Origin of the sequence: Streptomyces sp. NPDC088817, from assembly GCF_044750345.1 — a bacterium.
Classification (GTDB): Bacteria; Actinomycetota; Actinomycetes; order Streptomycetales; family Streptomycetaceae; genus Streptomyces.
This window is the reverse complement of sequence record NZ_JBIVJN010000004.1, coordinates 396,266-408,959: the sequence shown is the minus strand read 5'-3', so window position 1 is coordinate 408,959 and position 12,694 is coordinate 396,266. Positions and strand designations below refer to the sequence as shown.

12 protein-coding genes and 1 pseudogene are annotated in these 12,694 nt (G+C 67.9%); 10 read left to right on the top strand and 3 right to left on the bottom strand.

Annotated elements, in window-relative coordinates; translation table 11 throughout:
• Position 1 precedes the first annotated feature (1 nt).
• The 4 genes from ACIP4X_RS10450 (at position 2) to ACIP4X_RS10435 (ending at position 3,427) form a co-directional block, all read left to right on the top strand.
• The gene (locus tag ACIP4X_RS10450) at positions 2–1,393 is read left to right on the top strand and encodes a putative T7SS-secreted protein (RefSeq protein WP_391455880.1); all 1,392 of its coding nucleotides are present in this window, start codon (positions 2–4) and stop codon (positions 1,391–1,393) included.
• Between the two features lie 11 nt (positions 1,394–1,404).
• Positions 1,405–2,073, top strand: coding sequence for a hypothetical protein (locus tag ACIP4X_RS10445; RefSeq protein ID WP_391455882.1), 669 nt, complete (start codon positions 1,405–1,407; stop codon positions 2,071–2,073).
• A gap of 98 nt (positions 2,074–2,171) precedes the next feature.
• Positions 2,172–2,732, top strand: a complete 561-nt coding sequence (locus ACIP4X_RS10440) for a hypothetical protein (RefSeq protein ID WP_391455884.1) — start codon at positions 2,172–2,174, stop codon at positions 2,730–2,732.
• Positions 2,729–3,427, top strand: coding sequence for a hypothetical protein (locus ACIP4X_RS10435; protein WP_391455886.1), 699 nt, complete (start codon positions 2,729–2,731; stop codon positions 3,425–3,427). Before ACIP4X_RS10440 ends, ACIP4X_RS10435 begins: the two co-directional genes overlap by 4 nt.
• Positions 3,428–3,564: 137 nt before the next feature.
• Here the strand turns inward: ACIP4X_RS10435 and ACIP4X_RS10430 are convergent, their stop codons facing one another.
• The 3 genes from ACIP4X_RS10430 to ACIP4X_RS10420 are packed head-to-tail and all read right to left on the bottom strand — an operon-like array spanning position 3,565 to position 6,093.
• The gene (locus ACIP4X_RS10430; RefSeq protein WP_391456259.1) at positions 3,565–4,599 is read right to left on the bottom strand and encodes a hypothetical protein; all 1,035 of its coding nucleotides are present in this window, start codon (positions 4,597–4,599) and stop codon (positions 3,565–3,567) included.
• Positions 4,596–5,267: a hypothetical protein gene (locus tag ACIP4X_RS10425; RefSeq protein ID WP_391455888.1), complete on the bottom strand. Its 672-nt coding sequence runs from the start codon at positions 5,265–5,267 to the stop codon at positions 4,596–4,598. Before ACIP4X_RS10425 ends, ACIP4X_RS10430 begins: the two co-directional genes overlap by 4 nt.
• A gap of 52 nt (positions 5,268–5,319) precedes the next feature.
• On the bottom strand, positions 5,320–6,093 hold the full coding sequence (locus ACIP4X_RS10420) for a hypothetical protein (RefSeq protein WP_391455890.1): 774 nt from the start codon (positions 6,091–6,093) through the stop codon (positions 5,320–5,322).
• A gap of 1,294 nt (positions 6,094–7,387) precedes the next feature.
• On the opposite strand from ACIP4X_RS10420, the gene ACIP4X_RS10415 reads away from it, so the two are divergent.
• The 6 genes and pseudogenes from ACIP4X_RS10415 to ACIP4X_RS10390 all read left to right on the top strand — a co-directional run bounded on the left by ACIP4X_RS10415 (position 7,388) and on the right by ACIP4X_RS10390 (position 12,655).
• Positions 7,388–8,113: a hypothetical protein gene (locus ACIP4X_RS10415; protein ID WP_358737404.1), complete on the top strand. Its 726-nt coding sequence runs from the start codon at positions 7,388–7,390 to the stop codon at positions 8,111–8,113.
• Between the two features lie 16 nt (positions 8,114–8,129).
• Positions 8,130–8,954, top strand: a pseudogene (locus ACIP4X_RS10410) (hypothetical protein); the annotation flags it as partial.
• Positions 8,955–9,154: 200 nt separating this feature from the next.
• Entirely contained in the window at positions 9,155–10,462 is a 1,308-nt protein-coding gene (locus ACIP4X_RS10405; protein ID WP_391455892.1) for an ATPase, T2SS/T4P/T4SS family, read from the top strand.
• A gap of 35 nt (positions 10,463–10,497) precedes the next feature.
• Entirely contained in the window at positions 10,498–11,427 is a 930-nt protein-coding gene (locus ACIP4X_RS10400; protein ID WP_358737469.1) for a type II secretion system F family protein, read from the top strand.
• On the top strand, positions 11,424–12,347 hold the full coding sequence (locus ACIP4X_RS10395) for a type II secretion system F family protein (protein ID WP_358737408.1): 924 nt from the start codon (positions 11,424–11,426) through the stop codon (positions 12,345–12,347). The genes ACIP4X_RS10400 and ACIP4X_RS10395 overlap by 4 nt, the downstream gene beginning before the upstream one ends.
• 56 nt (positions 12,348–12,403) lie before the next feature.
• Entirely contained in the window at positions 12,404–12,655 is a 252-nt protein-coding gene (locus tag ACIP4X_RS10390; RefSeq protein ID WP_100569654.1) for a hypothetical protein, read from the top strand.
• Positions 12,656–12,694: the final 39 nt, after the last annotated feature.

The following is a 12,694-nucleotide window of genomic DNA, read 5'->3' as shown; positions in this document are numbered from 1 at the left end:
AATGGCACGACCGACCGGCTGGAGTCCGCTGGCCGACGAGGACCCCGTTCCCGGGGACGTGGAGGAGGTACGTCGGGAGTCGCGACGGCTTGGCAAGCTGGCGACGATGATCGGTGAGCAGGTCGAGCGGCTCCGGGCGATCGGCCGCGACACCGACGCGCTCAAGGGAAAGTACGCCGGGACGCTGCGGGACAAGGCCGACGACTTGGCGGGCAAACTCGGCAAGACCCACCACCGCTACAGCCATGTCTCCGGATATCTCGGTCATTGGGCTGACGACCTCCAGGAGTGCCAGAAGCAGGCCGACGCCGCGTTGGAGGACGCCCAGGAGGCGAAGCGGCGGGTGGATGCCCACCAGCCCCCTCATGAGCAGCACAAGAAGTCCGACAAAGAGCTGACGGATGCCGAGCGGAGGGCTGAGACGACGCGGCTGCGCGCGCTCTCACGCGCCGAGGACGACCTCAGCGCGGCCCGGAGCAAGCTCGACAAGGCTGTCAGTCACCGTGACGAGAGAGCTGGACACTGGGCCGGGAAGATCAAGCGGGCGATCAGCAAGGACGGGCTGCACGATAAGGGCTGGGACAAGTTCAAGAACTGGGTGGGCGACCACTCCCGGCTGCTGAACGACCTGGCGAACATCCTGTGCTGGGTGGCGACCGCCTGCGCGGTCATCGCGCTGTTCATTCCCGGCCTGAACATCATCGCCATGATCGCCTTGGGAGCGACGATCGGTGCCTTGTTGCTGCACAGCGCCTTGGCGGTGGCGGGCGAGGGCAGCTGGATCGACGTGGGACTGGACGTTTTCGCACTGGCAACCATGGGGCTGGGGCGCCTCGCCGCGCCGGGCATGAAGGCGGCGGAGGGCGGGGTTCGGGCGGCCATGCGTGGTGCCGAGGCGACCAAACTCGGGAAGGCGGCGTGGAACGCAGCCAAGCTGGAGAAACTCGCCGACCTGTCCAAGGCCGGACGCATCTTCAAGACCGGCGTCCGAGGCAGTGAGCAGTGGAAGGCGGCACAGAAGATGATGAGCGACGGCATGAAGGCCATGTGGGCGGCGAAGAAGGGCGCACTGGCAGATGCCGAGCTCCTGGCCGGACAGCCGTTGCCGAAGTTCAGTGCACTGAAGAATGTTCTTGGTGGTGGCCCTGAAGCCACCTCGCTGAAGGCGTACTTGAATGGCGTCACGTCACGGTTCCCGGATTCAGCGAGTATCGCTGGAGCGATCGACGGAGGGGCCGCGGCTATCCGAATTACCCAGGGGACGTTCTACGCCAGCACGGCAACGGATGTGTTCGACAAGAGTTTCGGCTCGGTTGCCCCCTACTTCCTAGGTGATAATTTCTGGACAAGAACGAAAAGTTGGGCGACTGTCGAAACAGGATCAACGTGGTGAGGATCGCTAGAATGGCAGCAGAAAAGCCCGGCAATGCAGCACCGCCTTCAATTATCGAGACAGAGCTTGCTCGACGCGCCGCCGAACAAGACAGAGCCAGAACAGGCAGCGAACGCCCCCTGCCGCCACTCGTTCGTGAGTACGGGTACGTGGTCCTGACCTGCAGCTTCCTCGGATACTTGGCATGGGCTGGCCTGTTGGCACTTGCGCTGTGGCTTCTGGGTGCTGATCACCGCAGTCGAGATGCGGGCAACTTGCTTTTCAGTGGATGGAGCGTCTGCTGGGTACTGCTGTTCCTGGCCACTTTGCTCTGGCACGCCCCCGAGTTGCTCAAGCGGGAGCCAGGGCCGCGGCCGAAGACGGCAAATGGGTTCGTCGGCTACCTCTTGCGTAAATCCGACAGGGGTGTATTCGACGGATCTCTGCCCCTCACGTTTGACGCGGCTGCACCTCCACCGCATTTCTGGTTGGTTGCGGGCCTCTTCACGGCGTTCAGCGGCTATTGGACCCTGTCCGGTTCAGGTGGACTGCGCGGCAGCCTTTGGATGATCCCCGGCTGGATTTCCTTCGCGGCCTGCGTTGCCTCTCTCGGCATCCTCACTCACGGTGCTCTCACCCGCCGGGCGGCTCGCCGGCGAGTGGCCGCGAAGAGTCGTGACAGGCTGGGGGATATGCGGTGAATGAACCTTTGGAAGTGACGGTGCCTGCGACCTCGTACGTCCTCGTACTGCCGCCCGGTTGGCGACAGATCCCGCTTCGACGGGGGACCGAACTCGCCGTGAAGCGCGTGCTCGATCACGCCTTCGAGGGGATGCCGCGCGATGAGGTGTTTGCCTATCGGCGGGACCTTGAGGCGAAGTTGTGGCAGCGCGTCGAGGACGCCCGGAAGGCCGACGGACTCGACCTCTACCTGCCGGTCGAGCTGATGCACGGCATCTCCGTGCCCGCCTCGATCCTGGTGTCCGAGACCCGCCTGACAGGAGTCGAAGGCCTCGATCCTCAGGAGGCGGCCCTTCTCATGGCCGGTTCCGAGGACGGAAGGGAAGTGGTGGATCTCGACGGCGCGCCCGCCGTACGTGCTGAGCGGACCGCGCAGCCCGACCCGGAGAGTGGCATCGAGTTCCCGTCGCGGCGCGTCGACTACCAAGTACCGGTTCCGGGGCAACCGTGGCGCTGGCTGACCGTCGCCTTTTCGACCGTCGGCGCCGAGGACGTGGACGGTGAACTGTCCCTGCTGCTCGTCGACCTCTTCGACGCGGTGATGACCACGTTCCGCTGGAGAACCCCCAGCGACTCCCAGCCGTCGCAGCGAGACCAGAACACTCGGGGTGTCCGATGACCGACCTTCCCTCGCCGATGCCCTCTCTGCTGCCGGAGCCCGGAGAGTGGCCGCATACGACCTCCCACCAGGGACTGGAGGTCAGCGACCCGGGCCCGGAGTGGGTCGCGCTACCTGCCGCCTTCGAGGGCACCGCGTGGGCGGACACCTCCGAGTATGCCGAGCAGATGGCCTCTGCTCTGGTCATGCGGCAGCGGGAAGTCGTCGGTGGCCGGATCAGCGACGACCTGCAGGAGCGGGTCGCGGCCCAGATCCTCGACGTCTACGGCCGACTGTTCGGTCTCCTCGACGCCCACTACCATCTGCTGTACTGGCCCGATCTGCGCAAGCCGCCGGTTCCGGTCTTCCTGGGGATCTGGGAACTTGTAGGGGACGACGCGTCGGCGGAGGTGCACTATGCCGGGTCGTTCTACCATCTCGAGACGGGCGGGAAGAGCTCGATCGAGGAGGAGTTCGTCGGGGACTCCTTGGGCTCTGGACTGCGCAGCCTGGCGTTCGTGCCGCTCAAGCAGGAAGCGCCGGAGGATCCCGACGGTTTGGTGGGCGTCCTCACCTACTACTGGCGCGTAAAGCCCAGTTCAGCGGACGTACGGCTCGTAGCCTTCACCAACGAACTGGGCCGGCTCTATGCCGCCCTTCCCGACCTGGACGCCTTCGCCCGGCGCATCACGATCACCGAAGTGCGTTCTGGCTGAGTCGAACTGATGCTCATTACGGCATAATGGCGAATCGACCCCGAGCATGTGAAGCCGGTGTCGGCGATCGACTCGACAAAGTCCTGGCTGACGGGGAGCACGGTCCCCGCCCGGTAGACCGCCAGCGCCATGCGGAGTCAGCGATTGACCGCCTGGATCTCCTGGACGGTGATGTCCTGTGTCGCCCCGAAGGTGCCGTCGGGCAGGTCGCCGCCGGTCCCACCGGTGCCGGTCCAGTTGATCCGCCACGTGATGGTCGCCCGGAGTTTGTACGTTCCACCGGCCGAGGATCGGAGGTACTTGATACCGCAGGGGGGTGCATTGTCTGCCTTGCCTTTGGCGTACGGTTCGCCGATTGAGCCGTCTGTGTTGAGCGTGCAGTCTGCCGAAGCCGGGTAGGTCTGAGCATCGGCTGTGCCGGGTTCGAGTTTGAGGGAGACGGGCTTGGCTGTGGTCGTCGCCTGGATGTTGATGCCGGCGACGTTGAGAGAGGCAGTCACAGACACCTCCTTGAACTCGGTTTGGTCGAGCCACGCCCAGGTGGGGAGATTCACCTTGGTCACCTGGAGCGGGGCCAGCGTGACCTTGGTGTCCGGGAGCCGAATCCGGTTGTAGGCGGATTCCGCCAGAACCTGCGGAGTGACAGCCTGGTCGACTCCCGGGTTTTCGTTGTTCGGTACCCAGAAAGGAAGCCGGCTGCACCGCATGCTGGCGGGGTCGTCCACGCGGTCGGGGTTCTGGACGGCGACCCACCAGTTGCCGTCGTCGGCTTTGTCGGCGTTGTAGTCCTTGTACTCGCCGTCCTTGTAGAGGCTCCGGAACTGGCCGACTGCGGCCTTGGCGTAGTTCGCCTGACCGGGCGTGTTGATCGTCTCCTCGTACATCGTCTCGACGTACTTCTTGAACTCCGCCACGGAACGGGGCTCGTACCAGCACGCAGGAGGTGTCCAGTTCGTCACCGGCTGGATCGCCGTTCTGCCGCCGCTCGGCTGCACGGATCCGGAGTAGGTGACTCTGGAGGTCAGGGTGCCGGCCTCGGAGCTCCCCGTCTGCTTGGTGCTGCCCTGCGTGCCCTTGCTCGGTGGCCAGTCGGCGAAGGCCGCTCCGGGGGCGGCCAGGGCAAGCGCTCCGGCAAGCACCCCGGACAGGACGAGCCGGCCCTGAGACGTCATGGCGTGCACGACTTGTGGCCCCTCTGCGATGTCAGCTTCGTCGTCTGCCAAACGCCCTGTTTGTTCTTCTCGAGGCGCGTGGTGTAGAGCACGTACGACTTGTTGGTGACCTCGGTTTTGTAGACCTTGTTGGACTTGCGGTCCTTGGCGTAGGCCCGGCCCTGGTCCTCGCAGTAGACGACGCCCGCGGAAGAGGAATCGAAGGCGTCGACCTTGGCGTTGTAGTACCGGTTCGTACCGGTGATGGTGTAGCCGTCCTTCACGACGGACTCGACCCAGTCCTTGGCGTCGGCCAACGCGCCACCGCTGTAGTAGAAGCTGAGCGCGGGAAGGTTGGCATCGCCCTGGGTGATGGCGTAGTTGGTCACGTCGACCCTCCGCGCGACATCGTCGAGAATCGCGTCGCGAACAGCGTCGCCCGTCTTCCACCCCTCGAAGGTGTCCGTGAGGTCCTTCGGGAGTGAGATCTCGGGCCTGTGTGTTGTTTCGCCACCGCTCGGTGAAGCCGGCGCCGCCGTGTCGCCGGTATCAGCGCCGACGACCCCGTCGTTGCCCTTGGAGTCGCCGCCTCCTCCGCCACAAGCCGTTGTCAGCAAGGCTGCAGTTGCGACGATTGCGGCAGCAATGGGCAAGGAACGGCGCTTCACAATCAGCTCCCCGTCAGACATGGAGACAGCAGAGAGCAGTGACGCTATCGGTGCCTCCGGTGGAACGCCAAGCTCAACTGGCTCCTGAGGACGGCGCCCCCGGTTCCCTACCAAGGTCCTGAGGAGACTCGTAGGTCCGCACCGTGGCCGCGATTTTCCGTATCGTCGCGTCGGGCACCTCCTCCGATATGCCTTTCGCGCCGAGGAACGACCAGGAGGCCAGGTCCCCCTGGGCGTTCTTGAACGCGAAGGTCCATGCCTTGCCGTCCGTGGTGCACTTCTTCGATTTCTCCACGCCTGCGGACCAGGCGATGCCCAAACTGCCCTTGAGGCCCGAGTCCGTGGTGAACGGCTCGACGCTGCCTGACCTCACCTTGGTCTTGTCGGGCTGGGTGTACTGCCCGTACACCCAGGACTTGGGGTCGGCGCCCGCTATCTCCTCGGTGCTCCTGGCGCCGTTGTTGCCCCTGGATCCGGCCGCCGCCAGCGGCGTGTGCTCCAGTGCGCCGTCCTTGTTGTCGTCCGAGGAGCACCACCGTTCCTTCAGGAAAGCGGGGGCGCGCATCGCGACCAGAGGCTCGTCGTTCGGGTCGTTGTCATCGGTGACGTAGGTGACCCAGTCGGGGGACTGGAGTGCCCACTCCGGCGGAACGTCGAACTTGATCCCTGCGGTCGGGTTCACCACGACCTTCCAGCCCTCGATGGTGGCGGCGTCACCGTGCAGAGACGGAGACGGAGACGGAGACGGAGACGTGGTCGAGTCGGGGGCAACGGTGTCGTCCTTGTTGCCGCCCAGCAGGACGTAGCCGGTCACGCCTGCGGCGATCACGATGGCTCCTGCCGCCATGACGGCGATGAGCTTTGTGCGGTTCGGGCCGCCGCCCGGAGGACGCGGTGCTGCCGCGCTGGACGGCAGTGTCGGAGCATTCCACGGTTGGGACTGCTGCTGGTAAGGGTTCGGCTGGTGGTACCCGGGCTGCTGATACGGGTTCGACTGCCCGTCGGACGACGGCTGTTGCGGGATCTGCCCGCCCCCTGACGACTGCTTTCCTGGCCACATGGGCCGTAACGGTATGCGAAGGCGAAGTGGGAGTGCGGGCGAGGGACCCCCGTGACATCGACATCCGCTCCGACGAGCCAGTTGCGAATCGACCTTGGAGAAGCGGGGGTTCGGAAAGTACAGGGACGTCGACGAACCTGCCGGGTCTCGGCGTCCGACGGGCACCGCCGGTTCCTGGTCCGGGCGCCCTGGCTCGATCGGAGACTGGTTTTCGCGTATGCGCTAGTGCGCGACCGCTGGCCTGCCGCCGGGCGTGCCAGGACGCCGCCCGCAGGCGCCCCGGCGGACGTTCTCGCACGCGGGTACGGTCGAGCGGTCGGTTTGCCATGCACGGCGCGGGAGGCGGAAGTGGCGTTCGGCAGGCGGCGAGTGTGTCGGAACCGTTGTGCGCGTTCCCCGCAAGCGCCGGCCGTTCAAGCACACATGGCGTATCGAGCAGCCGGGGCACCCGGAGATCGTGGGCCGCAACGAGTGGGCGAGTGGCGACGCCAAGGAGATCGCGGGAGCCGTGACAGGCCTTCCAAGCCGCGGTCCCTGGAGTGGCGTGCGGAGAACAAGGTCGTCATGGTCTCGGAGGGCAGTGACTAGGTGACGGTACGCGACGGCTGGATCGACCGTCGGCTCGCTTTCGCCTCCGCGCTCCTCGGTGAACGATGGCCGCCGTGTTCCCGATACACCTTCGGTGACCAGTTGACCCCGGCGGCATGACCGGTCTGCGACTTTGTGAGCAGTTCGTGCAGGGGTCGTGGGTGCCTGATGGTCGACGGGTCGGCGGCCTTCCAGCTGTCCACCTTCGAGTGGTGCGGATTTGCTGCCGCGCACTCTGGAAGAGATGCTTGGCCCGCGCTCAACCCGGATGCGGTGGCGCGGCGTTGCAGACACGTAACGGCAAGTCGGCTGTGACCCGCGGGGTCTGACTCGTCTTGAGGGGCTTATGTGCTGCTGATACCGTGCGATGGCTTGACACTCGCCCCGCGCCGGATAGTCGTGACATCGCCCGGATCGCTGGTGAAGTGTCCGGGTTTGCGGCCCAGGCGAAGAGCTTGGCAGACGACATCTTGGGTGTACGGGGAGCTGTTGCGTGAAGATCCAGGAGCGTACGGGGGCGGGCGCGGGACGTTCCGCGGTTCCGGCTCAGCCGGCGGTCGGTGACCGGCTTCCCACGGCGCCTCGCGAGCGCAAACCCGCGCTGGCCGCCCTGGCGGTGCTGCTCATCCTGGTGGGCGCCCTGGGTGCCACGATGCTCGTGCTGCAGGCCGGGCACCGTATCGAGGTCGTCAAGGTGACGAAGGACATCCCGGTCGGGGCGTCCGTCACTTCCAGTGACGTGACCTCGGTGATGGTGGCCGCGGACGACTCCATCCACTACGTCCGGTGGGAGCAGCTGGGCGCCCTGAAGACCCTCAAGGCCCGGACCACCATCTTCAAGGACACGGTCGTGATGGGGGAGATGTTCGGCGCGAAGAGCGGTCTGCCGGACGGCAAGGCCCTCGTCGGTGTCTCCCTCAAGGAGGGCCAGTACCCGAGGGACATCAAGGACGGTGACATGGTCGCCGTCTACCGCGTCGGCGACAACGCGTCGAGTTCCAACTCCGGTAGTGGCGCGGCGGGTTCGTCCGCCGGTGGCGGCGGCAGCAACCTCATCGTGGACAAGGCGCGTGTCAGCTCCAAGGGCGACAACAGCGGCGCCGCCGTGAGCAGCGGCAACATGTCGCTCACCCTCCTCGTCGACCAGTCCGACGCCGCCGCCGTGGCCCAGGCCGCGTCCGCGGGTTCCGTCGCCGTCGTCGTCGTTCCCGGCAACTGAGGGCGGCCGCGTACCCATGGCCCTCATCGCACTGGCCGCCGACAAGGGTTCGCCCGGTGTCACCACCGCCGCCGTCGCGCTGGCCGCCGTCTGGCCCCGGCGCGTGCTGCTCGCCGAGACGGACCCGGCGGGCGGCGACCTCGTCTACCGCAGTGCCGCCGCGCACGGCGGGCCGCTCAACCCGAACGTCGGCATGCTGTCCATCGCCGCGACCGCGCGCCGCGGGCTCGTGCCCGACCAACTCTGGGACCACGCACAGCCGTTGAACGGCGGCCTGGAGGTTCTGGTCGGACTCGGCAACTCCGAGCAGGCCGCCGGTCTCGCCGGGCTCTGGCCCACCCTGGGCCACGCCTTCGCCTCGCTCGCCGACTCCCCGAATTCTCCCGCCGACGTCATCGCCGACTGCGGCCGGATCAGCGGCGACACCCCCGCCGTGGAACTCTTCCCGCACGCCTCACTCGTCCTGCTGATCTCGCGCACCGAGCCGGAGGCCATCGCCCGCGTCCGCGACCGCGCCGCCGCGCTGTCCGCGAAGCTGCACGGCGGCCCGCGCGGTGCCGCGAGCCTGGCCACGCCGGTGATCGGCGTCGTCCTGGTCGCCGACCCGGGCACTGCGGGCAAGGTCTCCGGCCAGGTCAACGACATGCTGGTGCACGCCCAGACCGGTGCCCGCGTCTTCGGCACCATCGCCGACGACCCCGCCGGCGCAGGCCAGTTGGCCGGGCGCAGGCGCGGCCGCCTCGACAAGTCCCTGCTGATCCGTTCGGCCCGCAAGGTCACCGCGGACCTCTATCAGCAGTACGGCGCCGCCTGGGCCGTATCCGCACAGGCACAGCAGGCCCACCATGTTCAGCAGGCTCAGCAGGCTCAACAGACCCATGAAGCTCAGCAGGCCCACCAAGCTCAGCAAGCCCACCTCGGCCAACAAGCCCACCTCGGCCAGCAGGCGCCCCAGACTCAGCAGCCGCTCCAGGCCCAGCAAGCCCCCCAGGCCCCCCACCCCTACCACCCCCGCACCAACGGTCAGCCAGGAGCCGGGCGATGACCGCTGTCGACCACCAACTGGTCAAGCGGTTCAGGCAGGACGCCGGTGACCGCATCGCCGAGCAGCGCCGCCTCGACCAGGTCAACGGGGTCACGCCGATGTCCGGCGAGGACGAGCGGCAGTACGCCCGCGCGGTCATAGCGCAGATACTGGAGGAGTACGCCCGCGCCGAGATCAACGCGGGCCGTACACCGCTGGACGCCGAGACCGAGGAGCAGTACGCGGCCGCCGTGCACGCCGCGCTGTTCGGCGTCGGCCGGCTCCAGCCGCTGCTCGACGACCCGCAGGTCGAGAACATCGACATCAACGGCTGCGACCAGGTGTTCGTCGGATACGCCGACGGGCGCGAGGTCACGGGCGAGCCGGTCGCCGAGACCGACGAGGAACTGATCGAGCTCATCCAGGTGCTCGGCGCCTACTCGGGCCTGTCGTCGCGCCCCTTCGACTCCGCCAACCCGCAGCTCGACCTGCGGCTGCCGGACGGTTCGCGGCTGTCGGCCGTCATGGACGTGACCCGCCGGCCCGCGCTGTCCATCCGCCGGGCCCGAATGGGCAAGGTGTTCATCTCCGACCTGGTCGGCAACGGCACGCTCGCGCCGGAGCTCGGGCACTTCCTCGCCTGCGCGGTCCGCGCCCGCAAGAACATCATGATCGCGGGCGCGACGAACGCCGGGAAGACGACGCTGCTGCGTGCCCTCGCCAACGAGATCGCGCCGAACGAACGGCTCATCACGGTCGAGCGGGCACTGGAGCTCGGTCTCGACACCTTCCCCGATCTGCATCCCAACGTGGTGGCGTTCGAGGAGCGACTGCCCAACTCCGAGGGGCAGGGCGCCATTTCCATGGCGGAACTGGTGCGCCGGTCCCTCCGTATGAACCCCTCCCGCGTCATCGTCGGCGAGGTGCTCGGCGACGAGATCGTGACCATGCTGAACGCGATGTCGCAGGGCAACGACGGTTCGCTGTCCACGATCCACGCCAACAGCTCCAGCGAGGTCTTCAACCGCATCTCCACCTACGCGTTGCAGGCGACCGAGCGGCTGCCCATCGAGGCCAGCCAGATGCTGATCGCGGGCGCGGTGAACTTCGTCGTCTTCGTCCAGCGGCGCAACAACTTCCAGACCGGCGGCCGGCTTCAGCGCGTGGTGACCTCGGTCCGCGAGGTCAACGGCGTCGACGGCCGCGTGCTGTCGAGTGAGGTGTTCGCCGAGACGCCCGACGGCCGGGTCGTGCCGCACGCGCCCATAGCCTGCCTGGAGGACCTCATGGCGCACGGTTACCAGCCCCACGGAACCTGGGGGTGACCATGACACTTGCCGCACTGGCCCCGCTCGGCTCCATGGGGGGCCTGTTCTCCACCACGGTCCTGTACTCGATCGGTTCCGGCGTCGCCGTCGGCGGTGGTCTCGCGCTGCTGATCGTCGCCGTACGCGGACTGCCGGCCAAGCCCGAGCACGAGAAGCAGCGGGCGAGTCGGCGGGCGAGCGAACTGCTCCGCTTCGCCGGGCGGCGCGGTTCCCTCGCAGCCCTCGTCGGCCTCGCGGTTCTGGTGCTCACCCGGTGGGCGGTCGCCGGTATCGCGGCCGGTGTCCTCGTCTTCTTCTGGGACCGCCTCTTCGGTGGCGCGGCGGAGGAGCGGGCCGCCATGCGCCGGGTGGAGGCCCTGGCCTCCTGGACGGAGTCGCTGCGCGACACGATCGCCGGCGCGGTCGGCCTGGAGCAGGCGATCCCGGCGTCGGCGCGCGCCGCCGCCCCGGTCCTGCGCCCCCATCTGGACGCCCTGGTCGACCGGTTGCGCGCCCGCACTCCGCTGCCCGACGCACTGCAATTGCTCGCCGACGAGATCGACGACGCCTCCGCCGACATCATCGTCGCCGCGCTCATCCTCAACGCCCGTCTGCGCGGCCCCGGTCTGCGCCAGGTCCTCGGCGCCCTGGCCAAGTCCGCGCGCGAGGAGGTCGACATGCGTCAGCGCGTGATGGCCCAACGGGCCTCGACACGACGGTCGGTGCAGATCGTCGTCGCCGTCTCCGTCGCCTTCGTGCTCGGACTGTCCATCTTCAACCGCGAGTTCGTGTCGCCGTACGGTACGCCGGTCGGCCAGCTCGTCCTGGCGCTCGTCTGCGGGCTGTTCGCGCTCGGCTTCTGGTGGCTGCGCAAGCTGTCCACGATCGAGACGCCCGAACGCTTCCTGGTGCGGGACGAGGCGGCGGTGCAGTTCGTCCGGCCGCGCACGCCCGTCCAGCAGGAGGAAGGGGTACGCCGGTGAACCTGACGATGCCGGTCCTGGTCGGCGCGGTCCTCGGCCTCGGCGTCTACGCCCTCGTACGTGCCCTGATGCCGTCCAGGCGGAGCGCGGTCGCGCAGGTCGCGCGGATCGACGCGATGCGGGCGCGGGGAGCGGCGTACGAGACGCGGCACCAGGCGCGGGAGGAGACGGGCCGTCTCGGTGCGTTCCGCGCCCAAGTGGGCGAGCGCATCGCCGAGTTCTACCTTCAGCAGGGCTGGGAGCAGCGCTCGTTGCGGGCCGATCTCGCCGTGCTGGAGCGGAGCTGGGAGCGGTTCCTGGCGACGAAGGTGCTGCTGTCGGTGGCGGGGCTGCTCTTCGGTCCGCTGCTGTTCGCCGTGGTCTACACGATGGGCCTCGGGCGCAGCCCGGCCATCCCGGTCTGGCTGGCGCTGCTGTGCGCGGCGCTGTTCTTCTTCCTGCCCGATCTGGAGATCCGGCGGGACGCGGCCGACAAGCGCCGTGATCTGCGCCGGGTCATCGGCGCGTATCTGGACCTGGTGTCCATGAGCCTGGCCGGCGGCCGCGGTCTGCCGGAGGCGCTGATGGCGGCGGCCGAGGTGTCCGACGGCTGGGCGAACCAGCGGATCCGCAACGCCCTGGCCGACGCCCGTATCACCGGCATCAGCCAGTGGCAGGCGCTGGGGCAGCTCGGCGAGGAGTTGGGCGTGGAGGAGCTGAAGGACCTTTCGGCCTCCCTGGCCCTGGTCGCGGACGACGGCGCGAAGGTGCGCGAGTCGCTCGCCTCGCGCGCCGAGACCATGCGCCACCGCGAACTGGCCGAGATCGAGGGCAGCGCGGGCGAGAAGTCCCAGTCGATGCTCGTGGCCCAGCTGCTGCTGTGCGCGGGCTTCCTGGTGTTCCTGATCTACCCGGCGGCGATGCGGGTGTTCCAGGTGTGAGCGCCACCCCTGCCAAACCCTGCCAACTTCCCTGAATTCGAGAGGAAATCACTGTCATGAACGGACGAGACTTCCACACCGGGATCCCGGCCGTGGACTTCCTGGTCACCTTCCTGGGCGGCCGTGTGCAGCGCGCCCGCTCCGGCGAACTGGACCGCGGTGCCTCCGCGGTCGAGTGGGTCATCATCTCCGCGGTCGTCGTGGCGATCGTCGGCGTGGTGGCCGCCATCATCAACTCCGCGCTGAGCGAGGGCGCCAACAAGGTGGGCAACTGCATCAAGGGCGCGGACGCGGGCAAGACCTGCTGACCGCGCGTACGGCGGCGTACGTGCGAGGCGCGTACGCGG